21 protein-coding genes and 1 tRNA gene are annotated in these 26,563 nt (G+C 65.2%); 13 read left to right on the forward strand and 9 right to left on the reverse strand.

Features of this window, described 5'->3' with window-relative positions; all coding sequences use genetic code 11:
• Positions 1-422: 422 nt before the first annotated feature.
• Both ASD86_RS14045 and ASD86_RS14050 read right to left on the reverse strand, forming a co-directional pair.
• Positions 423-5,162, reverse strand: coding sequence for a hypothetical protein (locus ASD86_RS14045; protein WP_157476627.1), 4,740 nt, complete (start codon positions 5,160-5,162; stop codon positions 423-425).
• Positions 5,163-5,936: 774 nt separating this feature from the next.
• Positions 5,937-6,029 (reverse strand) — tRNA-Ser (locus ASD86_RS14050).
• Between the two features lie 307 nt (positions 6,030-6,336).
• On the opposite strand from ASD86_RS14050, the gene dnaX reads away from it, so the two are divergent.
• The 5 genes from dnaX to ASD86_RS14075 all read left to right on the forward strand — a co-directional run bounded on the left by dnaX (position 6,337) and on the right by ASD86_RS14075 (position 10,563).
• Positions 6,337-8,655: a DNA polymerase III subunit gamma/tau gene (gene dnaX / locus ASD86_RS14055; RefSeq protein ID WP_056111498.1), complete on the forward strand. Its 2,319-nt coding sequence runs from the start codon at positions 6,337-6,339 to the stop codon at positions 8,653-8,655.
• Between the two features lie 156 nt (positions 8,656-8,811).
• A complete protein-coding gene (locus ASD86_RS14060; protein WP_036112019.1) occupies positions 8,812-9,132 on the forward strand; it encodes a YbaB/EbfC family nucleoid-associated protein in 321 nt (106 codons plus the stop codon).
• A 25-nt stretch (positions 9,133-9,157) separates the two neighbouring features.
• Positions 9,158-9,391, forward strand: coding sequence for a hypothetical protein (locus ASD86_RS14065; protein WP_056111501.1), 234 nt, complete (start codon positions 9,158-9,160; stop codon positions 9,389-9,391).
• 67 nt (positions 9,392-9,458) lie between these two features.
• Positions 9,459-10,055, forward strand: a complete 597-nt coding sequence (recR, locus tag ASD86_RS14070; RefSeq protein ID WP_046657220.1) for a recombination mediator RecR — start codon at positions 9,459-9,461, stop codon at positions 10,053-10,055.
• 154 nt (positions 10,056-10,209) lie between these two features.
• Positions 10,210-10,563, forward strand: coding sequence for a histidine triad nucleotide-binding protein (locus tag ASD86_RS14075; RefSeq protein ID WP_056111504.1), 354 nt, complete (start codon positions 10,210-10,212; stop codon positions 10,561-10,563).
• 563 nt (positions 10,564-11,126) lie between these two features.
• Here ASD86_RS14075 and ASD86_RS14080 read toward each other — a convergent pair.
• From ASD86_RS14080 to ASD86_RS14095, 4 genes are read right to left on the reverse strand one after another with little or no spacing between them, the layout of a single operon-like run.
• Complete coding sequence (locus ASD86_RS14080) at positions 11,127-11,612, reverse strand: Slp family lipoprotein (RefSeq protein WP_056111507.1); 486 nt, start codon at positions 11,610-11,612, stop codon at positions 11,127-11,129.
• Complete coding sequence (locus ASD86_RS14085; RefSeq protein WP_235567778.1) at positions 11,609-13,588, reverse strand: DUF3488 and transglutaminase-like domain-containing protein; 1,980 nt, start codon at positions 13,586-13,588, stop codon at positions 11,609-11,611. The genes ASD86_RS14080 and ASD86_RS14085 overlap by 4 nt, the downstream gene beginning before the upstream one ends.
• Positions 13,589-13,647: 59 nt before the next feature.
• Positions 13,648-14,616 carry a DUF58 domain-containing protein gene (locus ASD86_RS14090; RefSeq protein ID WP_056112729.1) on the reverse strand — a complete coding sequence of 323 codons (969 nt, stop codon included), beginning with the start codon at positions 14,614-14,616 and terminating at the stop codon, positions 13,648-13,650.
• 41 nt (positions 14,617-14,657) lie between these two features.
• Positions 14,658-15,686 carry a MoxR family ATPase gene (locus tag ASD86_RS14095; RefSeq protein WP_082578343.1) on the reverse strand — a complete coding sequence of 343 codons (1,029 nt, stop codon included), beginning with the start codon at positions 15,684-15,686 and terminating at the stop codon, positions 14,658-14,660.
• Between the two features lie 266 nt (positions 15,687-15,952).
• On the opposite strand from ASD86_RS14095, the gene ASD86_RS14100 reads away from it, so the two are divergent.
• Entirely contained in the window at positions 15,953-17,836 is a 1,884-nt protein-coding gene (locus tag ASD86_RS14100; RefSeq protein ID WP_056111513.1) for a glycosyltransferase family 39 protein, read from the forward strand.
• Positions 17,837-18,068: 232 nt separating this feature from the next.
• Here ASD86_RS14100 and ASD86_RS14105 read toward each other — a convergent pair whose 3' ends face one another.
• Positions 18,069-18,641, reverse strand: coding sequence for a Maf family protein (locus ASD86_RS14105; RefSeq protein ID WP_056111516.1), 573 nt, complete (start codon positions 18,639-18,641; stop codon positions 18,069-18,071).
• 80 nt (positions 18,642-18,721) lie between these two features.
• The gene (locus ASD86_RS14110; protein WP_056111519.1) at positions 18,722-19,087 is read right to left on the reverse strand and encodes a hypothetical protein; all 366 of its coding nucleotides are present in this window, start codon (positions 19,085-19,087) and stop codon (positions 18,722-18,724) included.
• A 129-nt stretch (positions 19,088-19,216) separates the two neighbouring features.
• On the opposite strand from ASD86_RS14110, the gene ASD86_RS14115 reads away from it, so the two are divergent.
• The 4 genes from ASD86_RS14115 (at position 19,217) to fabD (ending at position 22,775) form a co-directional block, all read left to right on the forward strand.
• On the forward strand, positions 19,217-19,738 hold the full coding sequence (locus ASD86_RS14115; protein ID WP_036111995.1) for a YceD family protein: 522 nt from the start codon (positions 19,217-19,219) through the stop codon (positions 19,736-19,738).
• A gap of 135 nt (positions 19,739-19,873) precedes the next feature.
• Positions 19,874-20,068, forward strand: a complete 195-nt coding sequence (gene rpmF, locus ASD86_RS14120; RefSeq protein WP_036111991.1) for a 50S ribosomal protein L32 — start codon at positions 19,874-19,876, stop codon at positions 20,066-20,068.
• A gap of 269 nt (positions 20,069-20,337) precedes the next feature.
• Positions 20,338-21,318 (forward strand): beta-ketoacyl-ACP synthase III, encoded by a 981-nt coding sequence (locus tag ASD86_RS14125; protein ID WP_056111521.1) that lies wholly within the window; start codon positions 20,338-20,340, stop codon positions 21,316-21,318.
• 515 nt (positions 21,319-21,833) lie between these two features.
• A complete protein-coding gene (gene fabD, locus ASD86_RS14130; RefSeq protein ID WP_056111524.1) occupies positions 21,834-22,775 on the forward strand; it encodes an ACP S-malonyltransferase in 942 nt (313 codons plus the stop codon).
• Between the two features lie 22 nt (positions 22,776-22,797).
• Here fabD and ASD86_RS14135 read toward each other — a convergent pair whose 3' ends face one another.
• Positions 22,798-23,580, reverse strand: a complete 783-nt coding sequence (locus tag ASD86_RS14135) for an SDR family oxidoreductase (RefSeq protein WP_056111529.1) — start codon at positions 23,578-23,580, stop codon at positions 22,798-22,800.
• A gap of 422 nt (positions 23,581-24,002) precedes the next feature.
• Between ASD86_RS14135 and fabG the strand changes: the two genes are divergently transcribed.
• The 3 genes from fabG (at position 24,003) to fabF (ending at position 26,531) form a co-directional block, all read left to right on the forward strand.
• The gene (gene fabG / locus ASD86_RS14140) at positions 24,003-24,749 is read left to right on the forward strand and encodes a 3-oxoacyl-ACP reductase FabG (protein ID WP_056111532.1); all 747 of its coding nucleotides are present in this window, start codon (positions 24,003-24,005) and stop codon (positions 24,747-24,749) included.
• 129 nt (positions 24,750-24,878) lie between these two features.
• A complete protein-coding gene (acpP, locus tag ASD86_RS14145) occupies positions 24,879-25,118 on the forward strand; it encodes an acyl carrier protein (protein WP_036111977.1) in 240 nt (79 codons plus the stop codon).
• Positions 25,119-25,277: 159 nt separating this feature from the next.
• Positions 25,278-26,531, forward strand: a complete 1,254-nt coding sequence (fabF, locus tag ASD86_RS14150) for a beta-ketoacyl-ACP synthase II (protein ID WP_056111535.1) — start codon at positions 25,278-25,280, stop codon at positions 26,529-26,531.
• Positions 26,532-26,563 lie beyond the last annotated feature (32 nt).

Consider the following 26,563-nt stretch of genomic DNA (forward strand, 5'->3'; position numbering starts at 1 on the left):
GAAACCATGACCAAGATGAACCTTGAGGTATCGAGGCAGGCACCAAACGTGTCGTAGCTTTGCTGCGGTCTCTTTATACGATCCTTACGAGCTTCTTGCGTTCCCATCGATTGTATGGCCGAGTTGGCTCGCAACAAGTCGTGCGTGCGCTGCTTTCGCCGGCCGGCGATGCCGTCTAGGTGGTCGCGGTGTGGCTCATTCTGCCCCTATCGCAGTCGTCCGGCCCCATCCGGAAATAGATCGCCGTGGATGGGGAAAAGCTACTCAAGTGCGTGCGCGAAGGCGGCTCAAGGAGGTCTTTGAGCGATGGAAAAACCCACTCCTCGAACGACTCCTCAAGGTATCGTTTAAGGCACGCCTTGCTAGCAATGCAAGCACAATAGCCATGCTGGACAATAGCATGGAAGAATAGGAAGCTAGGTTTACCTAGCGGGCTTCTTTGCCGCAGACATCTTCTTCGCAGTCGCATTTTTTTCCTCTATTGCGCGTCTGGCTGCAGATTGCTTGACTGCCATCTTCTTCGCTGTTGTCTTCTTAGTGCTCGTTGGGAACTCCTTTTTAATACTCCGTTTCGCAACCGGAGCAACCGTGGGCGATCCTTTATTAACTTCGGAACTATTCGCAGCCCTCGAAGCGGTGGGCTGCGTTACAAGCGCCCTCTTTTTCGCTGCGGATTTCTTCGGATGAGTTGATGACGTTGTCTTCGCACTTGGTTTCGCCAGGGAAGTTGACTCGGTAGTCGCATTCTTGGGTGCAGCCTTCTTGGCCGCAACGCGCTTCGTCTGAGGTTGCCTAAAATTCGGCCCTTGCCCAGTGGTTGCTGGCGATCGACCAGCAGTCTTGGAAGCTTTCTTAACGAGCTTAGAGGCGCTGCTTTTTTCGTCGAATACTACAGGGCCTAGATATAGCCCTCGTACAGTCACGAACGCGTCCGAACCAAGGGTAGCTATCAGCTCTTGCGCGTCGGCATTGAGTCGTTTCATCACGTCCTGGAAAGCTATCGGTGCTCCGTTTTCGGGGGCTTTCCAAATTTTTTTTCCGCGCCATGAGATCACCAGAGCGCCTACGCGACGATTCTCAGGCGCCATGTATTTGGCGACCAATTGATCATGTAGCGCCTTTCTAAGGGCGGTGAAAGACCATTTTTCTCCGATCTTCAACTCGATTGTGGCTTCGAGGCTCCCAGCAGTCGAGCTTAGGCGGAGGTCAGTCTCTTTCTCTTCCCCGGTCACCGGCTCTTGGGAGACAATGTAAGACTCCCTCGCCCAGTTCTTTAGTCGGGCAGCAATCTCCCTCCTCAGCAAGAATTCCTTCTTTATCGTGAACCAAAGGTCGCGAGGAGTATCGTCATGGCGCAGGAGATCATCAAGGTCCTCGAGTCTTGCGAGAAGGAGTTGGGCCATTTGCCGCCGCGACCTCGGAGCGACTTCAAAGTGTTGCTCCAATTGAAGGACTTCGCGCTCAGTCAATATTTCGAAGTCAATTTCCTCCGCAAGCTTCTCCCGGCCTATCGCAATGATACGGTCGCGATAACCGGCGACATCCGGGTCGCTGGCGAGACTGAGCTTCATTTTCCAAGCCTCCACGCCCCGCGCGTCAAGCATGGCGTTAGTTAGCATACTGCGAGCGTACTCCGCCTCGTCTCGAAGACCTCGCTCGCGTTCGTCCGTGTATGGCTCATCATCCTGACTTCGCACATGTCGAATTGCCAGCCTAACAAGGCGGAACAATAACTCCGGTCGCGCACGAATGGCATCAAGGTCCATCGTCGCGTGGTGCCCGAAGAGTATTCCGATCCAACGCACAAAGTCTGAGTTTTTGAATGGGAGAATGTGCTCAGCAAGTCGTTCAAGCGTATCCACGATTGCTTCCGCGTCGATCCGTCCAAGGATGGGCAGCCAAAGTTCCAGGCTTTCTCGGTTCGATGAAGTAGTTGCAGCCGAGATTGCGGCTACGCGCAACATTTCGGCATCATCTGTCGATCCGTGAGCTAGCAGATACTCGGCTGCAGGGTCCATTATCTTCCGATCTCTCGTCGATAGCGGTGCAGCCAACACGGACTTCACCCACTTTCGGACGCGGGGTAGAAGTAGCAGCGCGACCGGGTCTCCGCTCCGGCGGACATATTGAAGGAGCATTGAATGGCTTTCAGTGCCAGAGCAAAGCTCGTCTTCCAACTCGCGGCCAATGATACTGTCAACGGCCCGCGGATGGCGGTTTGTGAGTTGCTCGAGCCAGGCCGGGAGTTGATTGAGATCGAGCAACGCGTAGCGACATGCAAGACTGGCCTCATCCTCATTAAGTTTGGACGTCCAGTTCGGATCCTCGGCCTCTGCGTAAATTCCGAGAAGGCCCATCTGCCAACGAGTAATATAGGTGTTCTTCTCCGCGTCAGGTCGTTCAGATCTGATCGAGGGCCTGTCGTCGCGCCAAGTAGCCGCGAAGGCCACTTTGAAGCGGTCGGCCAGTTCCTTATTTAGCATGCGCTCGACGAAGCCGCGGTTCCAACCAGCCTGGGAGCGATCTTCAATGTCGTTCTCCATTACGCGCCAGAAGTTCCAGCGTGTGTTGGCTAGCCGTGATGGCGAGAACGCATCATCGGTATTGGTAAGTAGCTCACGATGAAACTGTATCCAGCTGGCACGACCTTTCGCCTCCTTGCGGTGAGCTTCTTCTCTCCGTTTGGCGTCGCGTCTCTCCCACGAGTTCGGCTCGGGAGGCGCTAAGTAGATCTCCTGGAACTTAGATGTGCGGTCGATAAGCTCTAACGTGCCCGAGGTTTGCGAGAGCAGGTGATCGATCCAAACCTCTGGCTCGGCTTTCTGGTGCGTCCACAAAATTGCGACCTCCAAGGCAAGTTGACGCTCTTCGAGATGCCTTGACTCATCCGAGATGGCCGCAAGGATCCATCTCTCATCGCGCTCATGGTTAAGGTGAATTCCGCCGACGCTTCGCAAATCAGACACCCGCCAGCGCGCATCGCGATCGCCTTTCGGGTTATTAGCGCGCAGGATTGCGTCCTGAGTCCAGAACACCTTCGAACGAACATCCTCTGAGGCGACTTCAAGTTCGGCTCGAAGAAGATGAGCGTCATGGTCCGAATGGTGGTCGCCTCTGGCGAGCAGTAGAGCTAGTGCGATAGCGCCAACAGCGTCCTGGTCCACATCTTTGCCGCTTAGACGTTGAAAGCCTGCGGTTAAGAGTACTGGAACGAGATCCTGACGCGCTGACCGCATGTGGTAGTGGGCTTCATTCCAAGACGCTGTCGCGGCTACGAGCGCGTGTATGCCTCGTTGTAGATTCGCTAGCTGTCCGGCAGTGAGTAAACTATGCGATATGACATTGGAGATATGAGTGGCCGGGCCGAGATTCGAGCGTTTCTTTGGGACGTGATTTGCCAGCGCGCCGATCAGCTGATCGATCGACATATGGCTTGGAAATAGTTCAATAATTGCTCGCTGACGAAGTCCTGATGGCCACGAAGATCCAGCAGATGACATGTCATCGAGGAGTGCCAAAAGCCGTCTGTCTTCGATCTGTGAGAGCGCGACAAGCGCAGCGATTCGGCTGCCTACATCTAGGTCGACATCTATCGCAACGCTATAGGCGAGGTCAGAGTTCTCGACCATTTTCCCTGCGCTGATGAGACCGAGCAGCGTTTCGCGGACTTCCGGATTCTCGACCCCTTTATCCCAGTGGCGCGCGATATCGAGTGCTAAGCCCTGATCGGCAAATCGTTGGACTTGGAGGGCTGGTACAGCCTGGCCCCGCCAACCGCCCTTTCCGAACGCCGCCACGTACCCGGCCAGAGCTGCCCGGCGTAGAGGCAAGTCGAGCGACTCAGGGTCTCCATAATGGAGAAGTAACGCAGGCTCGTGCTTTAGTACTTCTTGGCGAACGAAATCATTGTTGGCGGCGAGCCAAGCTGCGACCGGGCGCATCGCCGGCCGCACAATGCGGCGGCCCTCGGGCGATGGGGCAAACAGGAGTTCGATGAGCTTGCGTGTGGGGAGTCCCTTGTCGATCAGATAACTTAATCGCTCCGCAGCGAGGTATTCGATGCACGATCTGTGGTAGAAGCGCACGCGACCGTAGTTAGCGAATCCGAAGAGTGCGCGTTCGAGCAAGGTATCTAGTTCGTCCGGCGTTCGATTGGTTAGGATTCTTGTAGGATCTAGGGCGCCATCGCCGGAGGCACGATCAGCATCGTCCCCATGCCAGATATTGAACTTCCGTCCAAGCAAGGCCGCCAGCGCGAGACGCGCGGCGCTCTCGCGGGCAGTGGTGGGATCGAGTGGTACGAGTTCATTACGTTTCTTGTTGGGCCGCAGTCTGATCTCGATCGCGGTATGAATCTGATCTCGATGGCGACGAATGGCTCCAGTCTCATTCCAGTCGCCGCAGAGAGCTAAGAAGTCAAGCGGGCGCCTTGCGAAGTCGTGTGCGTTGCGCGCTCCAATTTCGTCAAACAATTTCTCGACGTCATTAACCCCAGCCTCAGCGGCCATGATGCGCATCTGATCCTCACGGAGCTGCGTCAGCGCGACTAATCTCCACGAGGCCTGTGCGGGAACCTCCTTTGTCTTCCGAACACGCATCGCGATATCTGCGAACGCTACTTCCTGTTCCTCCTCTACCACTGGCTTGGGAGGAACTGGTAGATAGCGACCGATTATCTCGCGATCGAATGGGATAGGCCGGGTCGTGATGACGATCGTGCAGCGACCCAGGTGCCCTGAGAGAGAATTGGCAACCGACTTTATCGCCTGCTCAAACGATGCCCTTGTGATCCTGAACTCATCGATAGAGTCCAGAAAGAAGACTGCACGCTCTGTCTGAGCTGCCTGCCAGCCCGCAAATCGCTTCTTCTCTTCGTTGTCGAATCGATCTTCGATGGAGTCGGTCACGAGAGTAGAGAGTTCGATGTAAAACGCAGCTTGGCCTTCTTCCCAAAGCCGCCTCCGCGCCCTTTGGCACTCAAAGGTCTTGCCCATGCCAGCCTCGGAGATGATGAGCACTCGGTCGGATTCCAGCAGGGCGGACCATTCCAGCACCCTGCCGCTGGGGAACCCTGCCAGGAACTCGGCGCTCTCCATATCGCTGGCGGCGTCCTTGGGTAGGTCGAAGAAGGTTCGGACAACCTTTGTCTTGGCGTGATCCATCGCTGCGTCTCTTCCTTGAAGGTCTATTATCATTGGGCAGTGGTTGGTAGCCCAAGCATACGAGGGGCGAAGAGTGTGAGGCCGGCTCCGCAGTTCAGAAGAGGTTTGCCACGCATCGGCTCGTGCCGTCAGTTTGCTCAACTGCGCCGGATTCTGTACGCCAGAGGGCTCAAATGAGGTCATAGCGCTGAGCGGACCAGGGTTATCTAGCCATGATTCGCCATCATTTACGAGGAGATGCTGAACTGATTGCTTTGCCAAGCACGGAAGGTATCGTTACATTGCTGCCCGCGCTGCAGAGTCGATTGGTGTACGCCTTTCGGATCAATGAGATAGTCGAAGGGTGTCGATTCCCACCATCCGCTCCACCTACCTGAATCAGCTCCATTTGTCCGAAAACAGGGTCAGAGTAAGGTTTTCTAGAAACGAGTGATGCGCCAACGCTTGTTTGTATGGAAGCATTAGCCGGAAAGATCTTCGCTACCGACTGTCAATGTTTTAGGGTCGCAACCTGGAGGCCTGATAGCGACTGCCATCTTTGGACAATTCAAGGGCGCAAGCCGGACTACGGTGGGTCCATGCCGCGAATACTATGCTTAGTGATGCAGTTCGCGATGACCTGCCGTGTCGACATCTTGAGTGGCGTCGATCTATTGGGCGCGGTCGATTGAAGGCCGCAGCCGAGAATGCACTCGGCACTGACCTTCGTATCGCCCGATCAAACACCCAAAACAAAACAAGCCCCTGAGGTCATCAGGGGCTTGTTTCGTAATCTGGCGGAGAGAGGGGGATTCGAACCCCCGAAGCGCGGTTTAGACGCTTACACACTTTCCAGGCGTGCTCCTTCAACCACTCGGACACCTCTCCGGACCTGTCCGGCCGCATGCGCGGGCCGTGCAGAGCCGGGGATTCTAGCGGCGACCGGTCGCAGTAACAAGCCGCGCCGTGGGTCGGGCGCTGGGAGCGGGGCGGCGCTCGGGCGTGAGGGTGGGGCGTGGCACAATGCCGGGGTGCGTTTGGGTCCGCCGGCGGTGTCCGCCCGGGGACCCGTGTCGCGGCGGCCGCGACGGTCGCCGGCGCGGGCATCCGGCCGGTCCGGACGCCCGCCGCCGGTCCGTCGCACGCCCCAGCCGTCGCTCTTCCGCCCCGCCTGCTCAACGTTTTCAAGGATCCGATGTCCTATCTCGTCCTCGCCCGCAAATGGCGCCCCAAGCGTTTCGCCGAACTGGTCGGGCAGGAGCACGTGGTACGCGCGCTGACCAATGCGCTCGGCACCGGCCGCGTGCACCACGCCTTCCTGTTCACCGGTACCCGCGGCGTCGGCAAGACCACGATCGCGCGCATCTTCGCCAAGTCGCTGAACTGCGAGCACGGCACCTCGGCCGATCCGTGCGGGCAGTGCAGCGCCTGCCTGGACATCGACGCCGGCCGCTACATCGACCTGCTCGAGATCGACGCCGCCAGCAACACCGGTGTCGACGACGTGCGCGAGGTGATCGACAACGCCCAGTACATGCCCAGCCGCGGACGGGTCAAGGTCTATCTGATCGACGAAGTCCACATGCTGTCGAAGTCGGCGTTCAACGCGCTGCTCAAGACGCTGGAGGAGCCGCCGGGGCACGTCAAATTCCTGCTCGCCACCACCGACCCGCAGAAGCTGCCGGTGACGGTGCTGTCGCGCTGCCTGCAGTTCAACCTCAAGCGCCTGGACGAGCAGCAGATCAGCGGACAGATGACCCGCATCCTCGCCGCCGAGGGCATCGGCGTGGACGAATCGGCGATCCGCCAGCTGGCCAAGGCCGCCGACGGCAGTCTGCGCGACGGGTTGTCGCTGCTCGATCAGGCGATCGCGTACGCCGGCGCGGGCGGCGATGCGCCGCTCGAGGGCGCCGCGGTCGCGGCGATGCTGGGTTCGGTCGACCGCACCCGGGTCGGCGCGGTGCTGTCGGCGCTGGCCGACGGCGAGGGCCAGCGTCTGCTCGACGAGGTCGCGACCCTGGCCGAATTCTCGCCGGACTGGGGCAGCGTGCTCGAAGCGCTCGGCGACGCCTTGCACCGGATCCAGGTGCGGCAGCTGGTGCCCGAGGCCTTGGTCGAGGCCGATGGGGTCGATGTCGATCATCTGGCCGCGCAGCTGCGGCCGGAACTGGTGCAACTGTGGTACCAGATGAGCGTCAACGGCCGCCGCGATCTGCCGCTGGCGCCGAGCCCGCGCGCGGGCTTCGAAATGAGCGTGTTGCGCATGCTCGCGTTCCGGCCGAGCGCGGCGGGCGAACCGTCCTCGCCCGGCCCCGGCCCGTCCTCGGGCGGTCGCAGCGAACCGGTGCGTTCGGCCAACGCCGCCGCGCAGGCCGCGGCCGCTATTCGCGAGATGGGGACGCCGGGCCGCGGTGCCGCGCCGACTCAGAATGCGCCGCTCGACAGCGCGCCGAAATCGGCCGCGCCGCCGCAGAATCCGCTGCGCGAGGCCGCACCGCCGTCGCGCGAGGCGATGCCGTCGCGTGAGTCGGCGCCGCGCGCCGCCGCGCAGGAACAGACCGACGATCGGCCGCCGTGGGCGCTGCCCGAGCCGGCGCCTGCGCGCGTCGCGCCGCCGGTGTCGGTCGAACCTGCGATGCCGACGCCGTCGCGCAGTGAGCCTGACGCGCCGCGCACTGCGCCGGTGTCCACGGCCAGCGAGCCGGCGCCGTCAATGCGGGTGAGCGAGTCCAGGCCCGCCGACGCATTCCTCGCGGTCCGCGACGAACCGCTGTGGCCGGAAGACGAACCCCTGCACGACAAGCCACCGGCGCGGGTCGCCGCGGCAGCGGTCGAGGCCAGGCCTGAGCCCACGGTCGAAAAGAACGTCGCGCCGGCCCCGATCGAAACCCGCGCCGAGCCGACGCGCGAACCGGCTCATGACGCGGCGCCTACGCAAACGGCACCGTCGGCGATGCACGGCGAACCGCAGCGCAGCAACGCGGCGCCGGAAGCCATCCGCAGCGAACCGCCGCGCGACGACATATTCGCCGCGCCGTCCGCGCCCCCGGCCGCGGCGGCACCCATCTCCGAGCCGATCACCATGCCCGCGCGCACCGCCGCGACGGGTTCGTCGGCAGCGGGCATCGCCGACGACGACGCGTGGCACGCCATCGTCGACGCCAGCGGCCTGCGCGGCCCGGCCCGGATCCTGGCCGAGCACGCCGGTTTCATCGGTTACGCCGACGGCGTGCTGAATCTGTCGCTGAGCCCCGACGACGACCATCTGCGCGCGCCGGCCCTGATCCAGCGGGTCGCCGATGCGCTGGCCACGCGCCTGGGCTCGGCGCCGCAGATCCGCTTCGAGACCGTCAAGTCGGGCGAGTCGCTGCACGCGCGCAACCAGCGCGCGCGCGATCAGCGCCAGGCGGCGGCCGAGGACATGTTCATGAACGATCCGGACGTGCGCCGGCTGATCGAGGATCACGGCGCCAAGGTCGTGGCCGACTCGATCCGGCCGTTCGACGACGCCTGAGGCCCGCCGTATGCGCGGCGGCCCTTGCGTCGGGCCGCTTGCGGCCCAAAAACAGGATCGGTATTCATACCGATGACGTGTGGCCGCGCGATCCTCGCGGCGCTCGCACAGATCATTGCACCACCCGACCAGACAACTCACGACAGGCAGGACACCATGCGCGGCAACATCGCCCAACTCATGCAACAAGCGCAGAAGATGCAGGAAAACGTGCAGCGCGCCCAGGAAGAACTGGCCAAGATCGAAGTCACCGGCAGCGCCGGCGCCGGCATGGTCACCGTGACCCTGACCGGACGCATGGAATGCCGCAAGGTGCGGATCGATCCGTCGGTGATCAGCGACGCGGAAATGGCCGAGGACCTGGTCGCCGCTGCGTTCAACGATGCGGTCAACAAGATCAATGCCGAGTCGCAGACCCGCATGTCGGCCGCCACCGCCGGCATGCCGATGCCGCCGGGCATGAAGCTGCCGTTCTGATAACGAAACCACGGAACGCACGCACATGGGTTTTCATATCGGCCTCACCGCCGCGCTGATCGCGGCGATCCTGCTGGGCCTGGACGTCTACACGACCTGGGCGATCTGGCGCGAGCCGGATCTGACCGGCGCGCAGAGAGCGGTGCAATCGGCCTTCGTCTGGCTGCTGCCGCTGCTCGGCGCGATCGTCTGCCTCAACGTGGTGCGCGCGATGAATCGCGAACCGGTCGCGCGCAGCAACTTCACTCCGTCGGAGTGAGCGCCATCGTGCCGATCATCGCGCGTTCTTGCTCGCTCATGCGCCTGCTCCTGAGCCGGGCCGGCGCATGAGCAGCGCGCTGCTCGAACAACTGATCGACGCGTTCCGGGTGTTGCCCGGGGTCGGTCAGAAATCGGCCCAGCGCATGGCCTACCACGTGCTCGAACGCGAGCGCGCGGGCGGCCAGCGCCTGTCGAATGCGCTGGCCGAGGCGATCGAGAAGATCGGCCATTGCGTGCGCTGCCGCGACTTCAGCGAAACCGAGGTCTGCGCGACCTGCGCCAGCGGCTCGCGCGACGCGCATCTGCTGTGCGCGGTGGAATCGCCGGCCGATCGCCTGGCGATCGAGCAGGCCACCGGTTATCGCGGGCTGTACTTCATTCTGCAAGGCCGCTTGAGCCCGCTCGACGGCATCGGCCCGCGCGAACTGGGCCTCGATCGTCTGGCCGCGCGTCTGGCCGAGGGCGAGGTGCAGGAGTTGATCGTCGCGACCAATCCCACCGTCGAAGGCGAGGCCACCGCGCATTACCTGGCCCAGCTCGCGCGCCAGCATCAGGTGCGTCCAAGCCGGCTTGCGCATGGCGTGCCGCTGGGCGGCGAACTCGAATATGTCGACCGCGGCACCTTGTCGCATGCGTTCGGCAGTCGTAGTGAGATGGGTTGAGAGCGGGGATTTGGGATTGGGGATTCGGGATTGGCAAGAGCGGGTGGATCGGCGAGGTCGGTGCAGGTTCGGCACGCGGACCGGCGTCGGCGAAATCGTCGCTTATCCGGTGTAACGTAATCCCTGATATCCAATCCCGAATCCCAGCCCTCTCATGACCGACTCCACCATCTTCGGCAAGATCATCCGTCGCGAACTGCCCGCCGACATCGTGTACGAGGACGACGATCTGATCGCGTTCCGCGACATCGCGCCGCAGGCGCCGGTGCATGTGCTGTTCGTGCCCAAGACGCCGATCGCGACGCTCAATGATTTGCAGGCCGATCAGGCGGTCATCGTCGGCAAGCTCGCGCATGCGGCCGCTGCGTACGCGCAGCGCGAAGGCTTCGCGCAGGACGGCTATCGGCTCGTGATGAACTGCAATGAGCATGGCGGGCAGACGGTGTTCCAACTGCATCTGCATCTGCTGGCGGGCGCGCACCTGGGGCGGTTCGGTACGCCGCATTGATCGGTTTGCGGGCTCGGCGATCCGACTTCGGTCGGCTCCTTTCCGTGCACTGACTAGGGCGATCCCGCTCAAGTAGTCCCGCGCTTTCACGCCGGCGATTTTCCGTTCGCGTTGAATGCCCGCCGCTTGCGATATTTTTACGCCGACGTCGACGCTGTCGTCGCTTTTGCCGTTGCTGTTCCCCCCTTTGGAAAAGGGGGGCAGGGGGGATTCGCTTTTAGCCCCGACAGCCGAATCGCCGGCAGCAAAAAGCAAATCCCCCGGCGCATTGAAACATTGCGAGGACTTCATGCAGCGCAGGCGCCAGCCCCCTTTTTCAAAGGGGGCGATGTTCAGTGGCTTCAACCGAAGCAATGTTCAGCGGCGCTAATCTGCGACCGCGATCTGTAACGATGGCCGGTGGCAACAATCGGCGATGGCAATCCGCCGGCGCAGCTTGACGCGTTGCGCGCCATACCGTTACCGCACTCCACATGGGTCATCGCACCCCCAAAACGACCGAAGGCGCTTTCGCGCCTTCGGTTCGCATCGCCATTCGCGATCGATCGATCATCGCGACGGGTTCACCACCAGCCCCACCACGGCCACGGCGCCGGGCGTTCGATCACGTCGACCTGCTGCCGCACCGGCCACAGATAGACCACGTCGGCGTCGAGCTGCGGGAAGCGGTAGTCGTACTGACCGATGCGCCGCGTTTCGTAGCCCGAGACGCGACCGGTGAAGGTCACTTCGCGGTTGGTCTCGAACAATGCCGGATCGTAGAAACCGGTGCGGCAGGCGAGGAAGCGGCCGCCGGTGTCGTCGGTCGCCCAGTACGGACGGCCGGTGTCGGTCAGGCGGGTCGAGATCATTTCGAAGCAGGTGCGGTTGGCCTGCGGTTCGACCGAGACGATGCGGCCGCCCCAGCGCACTACCGCGCCGGTGCTGTCGTTGGCGGCGGCGTCGGCTGGGGTCAGGGCGGTGAACGCCCCCTGCAGCGGTTTGGGCGCGCTCACGCAGGCGCTGAGCAGCGCGACGCTGGCGGCTAATAAGGCAAGACGGAGCTTCATCGAGGTTCTCCAGTGCGGCCCGGACGGTGTACGCGTAGCGCCCGGACCAGTTCGTTGCGCAGTTCTCGGGCCTCGCGCCGCCCGGCTTGGCCACCAGCGTACCGCCAATCGCTGAAGTGTTGGCTAAGTTGGAGCAGCCCGATCGCCAAATCGGGACGCGCCTTTCCGACACGTTCAGCCCAGGCCAGGGCCGGCTCGTGCGGTTCGCGCTCCAGGCCCAGCCGGCGGTAGCGCCGGCCCAGGGCGTGCCAGGCGCGCAGCACCGGGTCGCGTTCGCGCTCGCCGCGGCTGCTGAGCCAGATCATCCACAGCCCGGCGATGCTCGCGAACAGCACGAACAGCACAATCAGCTTGCTGCTGTCGAGGCGATCCACACCGAACGGCTGCAGCAGCCGTTGCTGGCGGTTGGCGTCGAAGCCGAGCACGAAGTCGTTCCAGCCGCGGCGCATCCAGTCGCTGAGGTTGAACAGCGGCGTGACCGCGCCGATCGAGCCGAACAGGCCGCTGGCGCCGGGCGCGCGATCGGCCAGAGTGTCGTAGATGCGTTCGGGCGCGACCGCCGCGGTCGGATCGACCCGCACCCAGCCGCGGCCCGGCAACCAGACCTCGGCCCAGGCGTGCGCGTCGGAGCGGCGCACCAGCCAGTAGTCGCCGATGCGGTTGTAGTAACCGCCGGCATAACCGGTGACCACGCGAGCGGGGATGCCGGCCGAACGCATCAGCACCACGAACGAGGAACTGAAGTGTTCACAGAACCCGGCCTTCTGGTCGAACAGGAATTCGTCGACCGAATGGCGGCCGAGCAGCGGCGTGGTCAGGGTGTAGGCGAACTCGCGGTGGATCATCGTCATCGCGCGTTCGACGATGGCCGCGTCGTTGCCGCCGAGTTCGCGGCGCCAGCGCTGCGCCAGCGCCAGGGTGCGTGGGTTGTAGCCCTCGGGCAGGGCGAGCGCGGCGCGGCGCATGGTTTCGCGCAGTTCGGGTTCGTAGTTGGCCGGCGGCGAGGACTGCAGGTGCCAGCGGCTGAGCGAGCTCAAGGTCTGCTCGGCGTAGATGCCGTGATCGAGCGACAGTCGCGAGTTCGGCGGCGCGGCCAGCGGCAGATCGAGGGCGACGAACTGACGGTCGTCGGTGGCCTCGACTTCCAGGTCGTAATCCCACAGCACCCGGCTCGAGCGCACCGGCGCCGGCGGCAGGCCGCGGAACCAGCGCGGCTGGGTCCATTGGCGGCCGTCGAAATTCCACAGCACCGGACCGCGCCAGTACATCTGCGATGTCGGCGGCGCGGCGCCGCGGAAACGCGCGCGCAGGGTGACGGTCTCGTCGTTCATCAGATCGACCATCTCGCCCGGCGTCATCTTGTCCGACAAGCCCGGGCGCGCGAGCGCGCGTTCGGGCACGCCCCACAGCGGCGAACCCAGGCGCGGGAACAGCCAGAACACCGCCAGCGCCAGCGGCAGGCCGATCCCGACCAGGCGGCCGATCGCGCCCAGGCGTTGCCACGGCGACAACGCCGGTTCGACCGCGCGGCCCGGTTCCGGACGCGCTTCGACTTCGGCCAGACGTTGCAAAGTCGCCAGTGCGAACAAGGCCGCGGCCAGGCCCAGGATCAGCGACAACGGCCCCTGATCGAGCAGGAAAGTCGCGAACGGACCGAACAGGGCGAAGCCGATCAGGCTGCGCGCGTCGCGCAGGGTGTAGGTCTCCGACGGCTTGAGCGCGAACATCGCCGCGAGCAGCGCGCAGCCGGTGTCGCGGCCGATGGCGAAGCGGGTCAGCACCAGCACGGTGCCGACCAGCGCCAGCACCATGATCAGACGCAACAGCGCCGGCAACGGCTTGCGCCACGACAACACGCCCACGCCGATGCCGGCACCGGCGATGGTCAGGGCGATCTGCAGCGGCAATTGCAACAGCAGCGGCAACAGGCAGCTCGCGCCGGCCAGCAGCGCCCAGCGGCGCGAGGTCGGTTCCAGTGGCGGTGGGTTGGATCGGGCCAAGGTTCGAGTCCTGAGTAGATCGAAGCGTCGCGCGCCTAAGCGCGCGGCATCAACGCCAGCGCCTTGAGGCAGGCATGCCGATGCGCCGCGCCGGCCCCGGGCCCGAGCGCGGGCTGGTTCGGCAGGTTCAATCGATAGCGGCAGCCGTCGCGTTCGGCTTCGTCGACCCAGCGCGCCAGCCGCGAGATCCGCGCTTCCTGATTCAGGCCGACCAGTCGGTGCCACTCCAGCTCGACGTCGGCGCCGACGGGTTGTTCGTACTCGCGCACCAGCAGCATGTCGCGACGTGCCGAGTGCTTCCAGGCGATCGCGCGACGCGCATCGCCGGGGCGGTAGGCGCGCAGATGGTGGACGTCGTCGCCGGCCGGATGCAGCCGGCTTACCGCTTGATCGCCACCGCCGACCGGCAACGGCGGGCCGTGCGCTTCGGGTGTCGGGTAGACCAACAGCGGCGCTTGCGGCCACACATGCGACCAGGCGCGCGCCAGGCCGAGCGGGCGGGTGGTGGACACGCGCAGTTTCGGCAGATCGAGCCAGCCGCGATGTTCGGTGATCACCCGCAGCTCGGCTTCGCCCGCGCCTTGATCGAGATCCAGGCGCGCGCCGCTCAATTCGGCCGCGCCGGGCGCGTCCACGTGCAGGCCGCGCCGCACCCGGTCGGGCGCGGCGCGCGCATGCACGCGCACCAGCAGATCGGTGCCGGCCGGGACCGGTTCGGCGTCGATCGCGACGATGCTCAGACCGGCCAGTTGCAACTGCGCCGCGATCAGGCTGGCCAGGCCGGCGCCGGCCAGCAGCAGCGCGAGCAGGAACGCCGGGTTGTTGTTGTAGTTGAGCGCGCCCAGCAGCATCGCCGCGAGCAAGGCGGCATAGAACGCGCCGAAACCGGTCGGCAGCACGTAGATGCGGCGGCGGTCGAAACGCACCGGCAGCGCTTCGGGCCGGCGCGGCCGGGTTAGCGACATCATCCGGGCACGCAGCGCCTGGACGTAGCGCGCTCGGATCGATGGCGCACGCTGCGGCGAAGTGGCGGCCATGGCCGGGTTCAATCCACCGCCACCGCGTACAGGATGGACTTGGCGATGTCCGGGCCGGCGTCGGCTTCGGCGACCAGTCGATGCGAGGCGACCGCGGCGAACAGCGCCTGCACGTCCTCGGGCACCACGTGCGCGCGGCCGAGCAGCAGCGCATACGCGCGCGACGCGCGCAGCAGCGCCAGGCCGGCGCGCGGCGACAGGCCGACCCGCACGCCCGGGTGCTTGCGGCTGCGCGCGAGCAGCGCCTGCACGTAGGCGATCAGTTGTTCGCTGGCGTAGACCGCATCGACCGCGCGACGGATCGCGTTGACGTCCTCGCTGCTCAGCACCGGACGGGTCTGCGCGATCAGATCGCGGCGATCGGCGCCCGACAGCAGATTGCGTTCGGCGGCTTCGTCGGGGTAGCCCAGTTGCAGCCGCAGCAGGAAGCGGTCGAGTTGCGAATCGGGCAATGGATAGGTACCCGACAGGTCCACCGGGTTCTGCGTGGCGATCACGAAGAACGGATCGGGCAGGGGATGGGTGCGGCCGTCGACGGTGACCTGGTGTTCGGCCATCGCTTCGAGCAACGCGCTCTGGGTGCGCGGCGGCGCGCGGTTGATTTCGTCGGCCAGCAGCACCTGGGTGAACACCGGGCCGGGATGGAACTGGAACTGGCGCGACTGCGGATCGAACACCGACACCCCGACCACGTCGGCCGGCAACAGGTCGGAGGTGAACTGCACGCGCTGGAATTCCAGGCCCAGCGCCGCGGCCAGTGCATGCGCGAGGGTGGTCTTGCCCAGGCCGGGCAGGTCTTCGATCAGCAGATGTCCGTCGGACAGCAAGGCGACGAACGCCAGTCGCACCGCCTGCGCTTTGCCGAGTACGAGGCCGTTGACCTGGGCCTGGGCCTGTTCGAGGGACGCACGCAGGGCATCGGGTAGGATGCTGGCGTTGCCCGCCGCGCCGCTGTTGTCCGCGCGGGTCGCTGCGAGTGTGGGGCCTGCGGTCGCGGAACCTGCGGACGGTGTTGCGCTCGTCGGTGCTGCGGTCATCGTTGCGTAAGTCCTGAGTCTGTAGGGTCGAGCGTAGCGCGTGCCACGGTGATCGGTGCGGTGGCGCGGGCGGGCGGCATGATCGCCCGCGGGTTGCGTCGGCTGCATTGGACGACAGGTTTTCTGGGACGAGCGTCAATAAACGCGCCTGCCACGGCGCTCCCCCGGATCGCGCCGCGTCGTCCGACATCCACCCCATCCACCTTGGGCAATGCCGGTCGCGCCGGCACGTACATCCATCCGAAGTGTAGCGAGGTCGAGTATCGATGCGGGACAAGGACGAAACCGGCGCGTTGCGCGATCTGCCGTTTGAGCGTGTGTTCTGGAGCCTGTGGTCGCTGGTGCTGCTGCTCAAGCTCGCCGTCGCCGCGAAACTGCCGCTGTTCGTCGACGAAGCCTTCTACTGGCAGGAAGGCCGGCATCCGGCCGCGGCGTATTCGGACTTGCCCGGATTGACCGCGTGGCTGGCGCGGCTGGGCGTGGAACTCGGCGGCAACCACACCCTGGCGCTGCGCGCGCCGTTCCTGTTGATCGCGGCGCTGGTGCCGTGGTTGCTCGCGCGGATCACCGCGCGCGAATTCGGCGAGCGCCAGGGTTGGATCGCCGGCTGCTTCGCGATCCTGCTGCCGTTGTCGGGCACATTGGGCGTGCTCGCCTTGCCCGACGCGATGATGGCCTTGGCGACCTTGTTGTGCATGGATGCGGGCGCGCGCTTGTTGCGCGAGGTCGATGCGCGCACCGCGGTCGAACTGGCGGCCGGGTTGGCGCTGGGCGCGCTGAGCCATTACCGCTTCATCGCGGTGATCGGGGTCGGCTTCGTGGTCTTGCTGTTGTTGCCCGAAGGTCGGCGCGCGCTGCGCGACGTGCGCCTGATCATCGCGGTCGCGATCGGCGCCTCGGCGTGGGCGCCGCTGGTGGCCTGGAACATGGACAACGCCGACGCGGGCCTGCGTTTCCAACTGGTCGACCGGCATCCGTGGTCGTTCCATCTCGAAGGCCTGTGGTTCATCGCGATCCAGGCGTTGTTGGTGACCCCTGCGCTGTTGCTCGCGCTCGCCCTGGCCGGCGCGCGCGGCGCGCGCGCGGCGTCGCCGGTGACGCGTTACTTCGGCTTGCTCGGCAGTCTGGTCGTGTTGGGATTTTTCGTGCTGGGGTTTTTCGCCGACACCGAGCGGGTCAGTTTTCACTGGCCGCTGCCGGGCTTCCTGGCTCTGTTGCCGCTGCTGCCCGGCGTGCTCGCGGCGTGGCCAGGTTGGGCGCGGGTGCTGACGGTCGCCTGGGCCGGCGCGACCTTGCTGGCGATGCTGGGCTATTACGTCGCCGTGTCGATCCCCGGCTTGCGCGCGCACAGCGCCGGCGAGAAATGGTATCCGTCCAATTTCGCCGGCTGGGACGAACTGGCGCGCGCGGTGCGTGCGCGCCAAGCCGCGATGCCGCCGGGGACGCAGATCGTCGCCGACAACTTCAAGGTCGGTGCCGAACTGGGGTTCGCGCTGGACGATCCGCGCATCGCGGTGCTCGATCATCCGATCAACCACAAGCACGGCCGCGCGCCGCAACTGCAGTTGTGGGGGCTGCAGAGTGCGGGCCGCGCCGACTGGGGCGCTACGCCGGTGCTGTTGGTGGTCGGCGTGACCGAAGTCGAATACAAGAACCTGTTGCAGCGCTATCACGCCTTGTGCGCGATGGCCGGGCCGTTGCCGCCGCCGCAGATCCTCAACGTCGATCACGGCCGCCAGCGTTTCGCCTTGTTCGCCTTCGACGGCACGCCGCGCGCGGGCGAATGCACCACGCCGGCGATGGCCTGGGTCGATGCGCCCGTCGCTGGCGCGAAGGTCGGCCGCGAGTTCGAGGTCAACGGCTGGGCATTCAAGGATGGCATCGGGTTGGCGCGGGTCGAGATCATGCTCGACGGACGCGTCGTCGCGCAGGCGGACTACGGCGGCGAGCGGCCGGGCGTGCGCGAATACTGGGCCTTGCCGGAAGGCAAGTATTCGAGCGATCCGCAGCATCCGAAGATCGGTTTCAGCGCGAAGATCGCGCTTGATGCCGAACCGCCGGGCCGGCATTGGCTGGGGCTGCGCCTGCACGGGCGCGATGGCAGCGTCGAGGATTGGGCGGAGCAGCCGATCGAGGTCAAGCGGCGGTGAGGGAGCGGCGGCGCTTCGATAAATTTGCGAGCGACTCTGCGCAAATTTTTATTGGAGCGGCTTCAGCCTCGATGCGTTTCGTTTCGATCGCATCGATGCCGAATCGGGTTGTGATCGAAAAACGTTGAGGTTGAAGTCCCGTACTTGCAAAAGATTGGGCACGATCAATCGCGTGGCGAAATTGCGCGCAACGATCGCAACCTCGGTCGATGCCGCATCAGTCAGTACCGCATCACGGCAACCGATACCCCGCCTCGCGCAACAGCCGCGCCGTCGCGATCAGCGGCAGGCCGATCAGCGCGGTCGGGTCACGCGATTCGATCGCTTCGAACAAGCTGATCCCCAGGCCTTCGGACTTGAAACTGCCGGCGCAGTCGTAGGGCTGCTCGGCGTCGACATAGCGCGCGATCTCCTCGCCGCTGAGTTCGCGAAAACGCACGACCGTGGTGTCCAGCGCGGTCAGCGGCGCCTGATCGTGGCGCAGCACGCACAGGCCGGTCAGGAAGCGCACCTCGCGTCCCGACATCGCAGTCAGCTGCGCCAGCGCGCCGGCGCGGTCGCCGGGTTTGCCGATCGGTCGGCCGTCGAATTCGGCGACCTGATCCGAACCGATCACCCAGGCCTGCGGATGCAGCGCGGCGATCGCCGCGGCCTTGGCCACGGCCAGGCGCGCGGCCAGCGCGGCCGGCGCTTCGCCGGCGTGCGGGGTTTCGTCGGTCTCAGGCCGGGCGGTGTCGAACGGCAGGCCCAGGCGGCCTAGCAGTTCGCGGCGGTAGGGCGAGGTGGAGGCCAGGAGCAGGGGCATGGGGCTGGGCTGGGGCTAGAAGAGAGTTGAGAGGAGTGAGTAGGGCGTTTCGTCTCGCGGTTTATCGAGACGTTGTGGTTTCACCCCAGCGGCGCGGTCCTGACCCGCTCGATCTCGTTCAGCAACTGCTCGATCTTGACCCGGGCCGCGTCGATCGAGGCGCGGACCTCGATCAGCTGGGCCGGGCTGGCGCGGCGGCCGTGGTCGCGCAGCCACAGGCGCTGGCGCAGCATTTCGCGCATCGCGTCGCCGACCGGGTCGCGGCCCTCGTCGCCGGCGACCGCCTCGATTTCGGCGCGCGCGGTGCGCAGCCTGGCTTCCAGCGCATCGGCCGCGTCGAGCACCTCGCGCATCGCGCGCTGGCGCCGCGCCGGGCCGAACAGCCAGATCAAGGCCGACGCCAGGGCCGCCAGCACGGCCACGATCAGGAGCAGGACGAGGTTCAAGGGCGGGCTCGGCGCGGCTGCGGTGGGCCGGGCAGTCTGCACGGAGCGCCGGGGCGGCGGCAAATCCTTGCGTGGCCCGGGGCTTACGGTTTGACACAGCCGCGGACGGTCTCTAACATTCCGCGGCTTATGTCAGCCGATGTGCCATCCGGGCGGGTGCCCGATCTTCTCGATGCCTGGCGCCTGGTGGCGTCCCGGCGCGGTGTGGAAGGGCGTCTGCCGTTGTCAGCCCTGACCCGGTTGCAGGCCAGTCTGCTCGATACCGAAGGCTTCGTTGAATACTCGCTGGATTTCGACACCGACGAGCTCAAGGTGCCGTACGTCGAGCTGAAGATCGACACCGAGTTGCCGTTGCTGTGCCAGCGCACGCTGGAGCGGTTCCTGCTCCCGGTGCGGATGGTCCAGCGTCTTGGTCTGATCCGCGAGGAAGCCGACGAAGCCGCGTTGCCGGAAGGCTACGAGCCACTGCTGATGCCCGAAGACGGCATGCTGCGGGCCTCCGAGCTGGTCGAGGACGAACTGATCCTCGCCGTGCCGGTGGTGCCGATGGCGCCGGGCACCGAGGCGATCGAGCGCGACTGGCCGGCGCCGCAGGAAGAACGCGACGCGGCCAACCCGTTCGCGCAGCTGTCCTCGCTGAAGAAGAATTGACGCAACACGCACTAACCCGTAATAACCGTTCCACCCCAAGTTTCCTTCCGACCTGCAGGCGAATCAGCAAGCCGTTCCTGCTAATCGGGCTACGCTATCCACCTCAGGTTTCGACCGCTTTTCCGGAGCAAGACCATGGCTGTCCAGAAGTCCCGCGTTTCCCCGTCCCGCCGTGGCATGCGCCGCGCCCATGACGCGCTGACCAGCAAGCAGCTGGCCACCGACCCGACCAGCGGAGAGACCCACATCCGCCACCACGTGACCGCCGACGGCTATTACCGTGGCAAGAAGGTCATCGAGACCACTTCGCGCGTCGCCGACGAAGAGTAAGCTTCGTCTGCAAGCCGCGCCGCATGCCGTGAACGGCATGCGTTGCCGCTGATCTGGGCCGGCGCCGATGCGATCCGCATCGTCCCGGCACCGATCCGGGCCATTCGCTCAAGAACGGCCCGACCGCAAGCAGACCTGCGGCCGCCGCGACTTCTACCTGCCGCCAGCTTATGCTGGCGGTCCTGTTTTCCGGTGGCCCGCGTTTGCCTGTCTCGCGCTGAGGCGCAAGCACCCTGCGGACCGCCTTACGGCAACGCCGCGGAGTGGTGATGACAGATCGGATTTACGCCCGTATCGCGGGCACCGGCAGCTATCTGCCGGAAAAGGTGTTGACCAACGCCGACCTCGCCCAATTCGTCGATACCAGCGACGAGTGGATCGTCAGCCGGACCGGCATCCGCGAGCGTCACGTCGTCGCCGAAGGCGAGACCACCTGCGACCTGGCTTACCACGCGTCCGTGCGCGCCCTAGAGGCGGCAGGCGTGGACGCCAGCGAGATCGACCTGATCGTGCTCGGCACCACCACGCCGGACCTGATCTTCCCGTCCACCGCCTGCCTGCTCCAGCACCGTCTGGGCGCCAACGGCTGCCCGGCGTTCGACGTCAACGCGGCCTGTTCGGGCTTCGTCTATGCGCTGACCGTCGCCGACAAGTTCATCCGTTCCGGCGCGGCCAAGACCGTGCTCGTGGTCGGTTCGGAAACCCTGACCCGGATGCTCGATTGGAGCGATCGCGGCACCTGCGTGCTGTTCGGCGACGGTGCCGGCGCGGTCGTGCTCAAGGCCGACACCGAAACCGGCATTCTCAGCACCCATCTGCACGCCGACGGCGGCAAGAAGGAATTGTTGTGGAATCCGGTCGGCGTGTCGGTGGGCTTCAAGCCCGAAGAGCACAACGCCGGGGTCAAGGTTTTGATGACCGGCAACGAAGTGTTCAAGCATGCGGTCAAGGCGCTGGATTCGGTGGTCGAGGAGACCCTGGAAGCCAATGGCCTGGACCGGCATGAAATCGACTGGCTGATTCCGCATCAGGCCAATCTGCGCATCATCGAAGCCACCGCCAAGCGTCTGGACATGCCGATGGATCGGGTCATCGTGACCGTCGATCGTCATGGCAACACCTCCTCGGGTTCGGTGCCGCTGGCGCTGGACGAAGCGGTGCGTTCGGGCAAGGTGCAGCGCGGGCAGTTGCTGTTGCTGGAAGCGTTCGGTGGCGGTTTCACCTGGGGCTCGGCGCTGCTGCGTTATTGATTTTTGAGTGCGTGGCGGCTTCGGTCGCCTCGTTGAATGTCAGGATTTTTGCGTGGGTCGGGTCTGTCGGGCTCGGCTCACATATTGCGGTTCGCTTGTTGCAATTTGTTGGCGTGATGCGAGCGGGGCGGTTGTCGGTTTCGATGTGGGTGTTGATTCGCGGTCGCGACTTGCGGCGCTCCTACAGTCGGATACGTGGCTGACGCTCTGCGTGCGTCACGCCTGTACGAAAGCCGCGTATCGCACTGTAGGAGCGGCGCAAGCCGCGACCGCGCAGGCATGAGTTCGCGGCGCAAGTCCGTGTGCGCACTGCGCAATCGCCATCGGCGCACCATCGCGTCAATCAAACGTTCCACAGGCGCATCGCCGCCCATCGCGCTTTCATTCCTTGCGATGTCGCTCCATCTGCCGAGCCACCCAACGCCACGCCCGAATGTGACCCCGTACCGTCGGGTACAGACGATCGCGACGGTTCGCCCGTATCATTCGCGATCCTCACCGATCTGGCAGCACGCGTGACCGATCAGCGACTTTCTTTCGTATTCCCGGGCCAGGGCTCGCAAGCCATCGGCATGCTCGCCGAGCTGTCGGAACTGCATCCGCAGATCCGCGACGCCTTCGTCGAGGCCAGCGATGGCGCCGGGGTCGATCTGTGGGCGCTCAGCCAGGGCGGTCCCGAGGAAATGCTCAATCGCACCGAATACACCCAGCCGGCATTGTTGGCCGCGGGCGTGGCGGTGTGGCGCTTGTGGCAGGCGCGCGGCGGCGCGGAGCCGGCCTTGCTCGCCGGTCACAGCCTTGGTGAATACAGCGCACTGGTCGCGGCCGGCGCCTTGTCGCTGCGCGACGCGGCGCATCTGGTGCGTCTGCGCGGTCAGTTGATGCAGGAAGCCGCGCCCGCCGGGACCGGCGCGATGGCGGCGGTGCTCGGCGCCGAAGACGCGCTGGTCGAAGAAATCTGCCAGGCCGTGTCGGGCAGCGAAGTAGTGGTGCCGGCGAATTACAACTCGCCCGGCCAGATCGTGATCGGCGGCCATGCCGGCGCGGTCGACAAGGCGCTGACCCGCCTGGCCGAAGCCGGCGTGCGCAAGGCGGTCAAGCTGTCGGTCAGCGTGCCCTCGCATACGCCGTTGATGCGCGAAGCGGCCAACCGTCTGGCCGAGGCCATGAACGGTCTGGCCTGGCAGGCGCCAAGCATTCCGGTGGTGCAGAACGTCGACGCGCAGGTGCATGCGAGCGTCGAGGCGATCCGCGACGCGCTGGTGCGTCAGCTGTACCTGCCGGTGCAATGGACCGGCTGCGTGCAGGCGCTGGCCGCGGCCGGTGTCGGCCGCATCGCCGAATGCGGCCCGGGCAAGGTGCTGGTCGGGCTGGTCAAGCGCATCGATAAATCCATCGACGGCCGCCCCCTCGGCACGCCGAGCGATTTCGAGACCGCGCTCGCCGATTGGCAGTGAGCGCGGACCGATCAGCCCACGATCATTTCGCCGCGATGCCGCCGTCCACCGGCAGGGTCACGCCGGTGACGCCGTAGGCTTCGTCCGAACACAGCCACAAGGTGGCGTTGGCGATCTCTTCGGGTTCGGACATGCGTTGCATCGGCGACTGTCCGGCCAGGAAGGATTTCATTTCATCGCTCAGGAAGGCCTTGGTCGCTTCGGTGGCCACCGCCGCCGGAGCCACCACGTTCACCCGGATATGGTTTTTCGCATACATCACCGCCGCCCATTTGCTCATGTGGATCATGCCGGCCTTGGCGGTGCTGTAGGACAGGCTGGTGAAGTCGACATCGACGATCAGCCCGGCGATCGAGCCGGTGTTGACGATGGCGCCGCCGCCTTGCTTGAGCATTTGCCGGATCTGGTACTTCATGCCCAGGAATACGCCGCTCAGGTTCAGCGCGATGTTCTTGTCCCAGCCTTCTTCCAGCGTGTCGTGCACGCCGGTGCCCAGTTCGTCGGGCGCCAGGATGCCGCCGGCGTTGTTGACCGCGACATCGAGCCGGCCATGCTGCTGAGCGATATCGGCGACCAGACGTTCGGATTGGCCCGGATCGGTCACGTCGGATTGGACGAAGCGCGCCTGCCAGCCTTGTTCGCGCAACTGCGCTTCGAACGTCGGGCCGTGATCGGCCGACAGATCGGTGAACACCACCGTCGCGCCTTCGCGCGCGAACGCGGTCGAGGTGATCTTGCCGATGCCGGTGGCACCGCCGGTGACCAGCACGATCTTGTTTTCGTAACGTTTACGGCTCGCGGTCATGGATCGCGCCTTGGAATGGTGGGCGAAGCGGGGAAGGGTGGGGAGTGCGGGCGTGCCGGCAACGACGCGGCAGCGGCCATGGTGAGCGGCGAGTATTGCGCCCGCATGGCGCGGCTGAACGCGGTCTGCGTCACGTCGGCCGACGCGCGCGCAAGGCGCTTGGCGCGGATGCGCGCGCGGTCCGGTTCAATCCGTGATGCGGGCCGCCGCGACGGCGCGGGCGCCGGTTCGCGCGCTACTCATCGCCACCCGCAGCCTGTACGCTTTGCTGCGGTCGCAACATTTCCGGTCCGGCGCCCTCGCGGCGACCGTCCCGGCAATGCCGCCGCGGCCGCGACCCGATACGATCGGGCCTGGCCCCATCGCGCGAGCGCGCGCCGGCCCAGCCCGCACCGGACACGTGTTTTGAACGGAGTGAATGCATGAACACTGCCCCGCTTTCGGGTGAAATCGCCTTGGTCACCGGCGCCAGCCGCGGCATCGGCGCCGCCATCGCCGACGAACTGGCCGCGCAGGGCGCGACCGTCGTCGGCACCGCGACCAGCGAAGCCGGCGCGCAGGCGATCGGCGAGCGCCTGGCCGCCCACGGCGGCCACGGCCGGGTGGTCGATGTCGCCAGCGCGGCGTCGATCGAGGCGCTGATCGACGGCGTCAGCAAGGACATCGGCGCGATCTCGATCCTGGTCAACAACGCCGGCATCACCCGCGACAACCTGCTGATGCGGATGAAGGACGAGGACTGGCAGGCCATCCTCGACACCAACCTGAGCAGCGTCTACCGCACCAGCAAGGCGGTGATGCGCGCGATGATGAAGGCGCGCAAGGGCCGCATCATCAATATCGCCTCGGTGGTCGGCGTGACCGGCAACGCCGGCCAGGCCAATTACGCCGCGGCCAAGGCCGGCGTGATCGCCTTCAGCAAATCGATGGCGCGCGAGATCGGCAGCCGCGGGGTGACCGTGAACGTGGTCGCGCCCGGCTTCATCGACACCGACATGACCCGCGACCTGCCGCAGGACGCGAAGAAGGCCATGTTCGAACAGATCGCGCTGGGTCGCTTCGGCGAACCGGCCGACATCGCCCGCGCCGTGGCGTTCCTGGCCAGCCCAGGGGCGGCCTACATCACCGGCGAAACCCTCCACGTCAACGGTGGCATGTACATGCCGTAAGCCCTTGACGTAGGCTAGTAAGCGATTGAACCCAAAGGGGTTTCGTCGAAACCGCGGTCCGGTCTCGCGAAACCGCTCGATTCCATTAGACTATTCCATCGAAAACCCCTCACGGGAGGAGCAGCATCCATGAGCAGCATCGAAGAACGCGTCAAGAAAATCGTGGTCGAACAGCTCGGCGTCAAGGAAGACGAAGTCACCAACAACGCTTCGTTCGTCGACGATCTCGGCGCGGATTCGCTCGACACCGTCGAGCTGGTGATGGCGCTCGAAGAAGAGTTCGAGTGCGAGATTCCGGATGAAGAAGCCGAGAAGATCACCTCGGTGCAGCAGGCGATTGACTACGTCAAGGCGCACGTCAAGTCGTAACGCGCCTGGCGCTGGCCGCATGCGTTACGACGCCTGCGGCAAGCGCGCAGCACGCATTATCAAGTGACAACTCGGGGCCGCATTGCGGCCCCGTGCTTTTCCGGCCGGTCAATACGCCGGCGTAGCGTCCGCAGACGGAATCAACAGAGGCAGCGTTGCATGTCCAACCGATCCTTCAACCGCCGCGTGGTCGTCACCGGCCTCGGTCTCGTTTCCCCGCTCGGCAACGACGTTGTCAGCAGCTGGGACGGCATCGTCAATGGTCGCTCCGGCATCGGTCCGATCACCCATTTCGATCCGGCCTTGTTCACCACCCGCATCGCCGGTGAAGTGCGCAATTTCGACATCACCAACTACGGGGTGAGTTCGAAAGACGCCAAGAAGATGGAAGAATTCATTCATTACGGCGTGGCCGCATCGCTGATGGCGCTGCAGGACGCCGGCATCACCGTCGACGATTCCAACGCCGAGCGCATCGGCGCGCTGATCGGCTCGGGCATCGGCGGCCTGCTCGGCATCGAAGAGCAGACCATCAAATACCACGAGGGCGGCCCGCGCAAGATCTCGCCGTTCTACGTGCCCAGCACCATCATCAACATGCTGCCCGGCCAGGTCTCGTTGCTGACCGGCATCAAGGGCCCGAATTTCTCCGCGGTCTCGGCCTGCGCCACCTCCAACCATTCCATCGGCATGGCGATGCGCATGATCCAGTACGGCGATGCCGACGTGATGGTGGCCGGCGGCGCCGAGCGCGGCTCCTCGCCGACCTCGGTCGGCGGGTTCTGCTCGATGAAGGCGATGTCCACCCGCAACGACGATCCGATCCACGCCTCGCGGCCGTGGGACAAGGAACGCGACGGTTTCGTGCTCGGCGACGGCGCCGGCATCCTGGTGCTGGAAGAGTACGAACGCGCCAAGGCGCGCGGCGCGCGCATCTACTGCGAACTGGCCGGTTTCGGCGCCAGCTCCGACGCGTTCCACATGACCGCGCCGAGCGAGAACGGCGAAGGCCCGGCGCGCTGCATGGTGTCCGCGCTCAAGGACGCCGGCCTCAACCCCGAGGACGTGGATTACCTCAACGCGCACGGCACCTCGACCCCGCTCGGCGATCTGGCCGAGACCCTGGCGATGAAGCGCGCGTTCGGCGACCACGCCTACAAGATGATGGTCAGCTCGACCAAGTCGATGACCGGGCACCTGCTCGGCGCGGCCGGCGGCGCCGAGGCCATCTTCTCGGTGCTCGCGCTGCATCACGACATCATCCCGCCGACCATCAACCTGGACGAACCGGGCGAAGGCTGCGATCTGGACTACGTGCCCAACACCGCGCGTCAGGTCAAGATCGACGTGGCGATGTCGAACGGTTTTGGTTTCGGCGGCACCAACGGCACGCTGGTGTTCAAGCGGCTGTAATCCGCGCGAACACCTGAGTCGCCGCGAGGCCC

It is taken from the genome of Lysobacter sp. Root690 (genome assembly GCF_001427785.1).
Classification (GTDB): domain Bacteria; phylum Pseudomonadota; class Gammaproteobacteria; order Xanthomonadales; family Xanthomonadaceae; genus Lysobacter.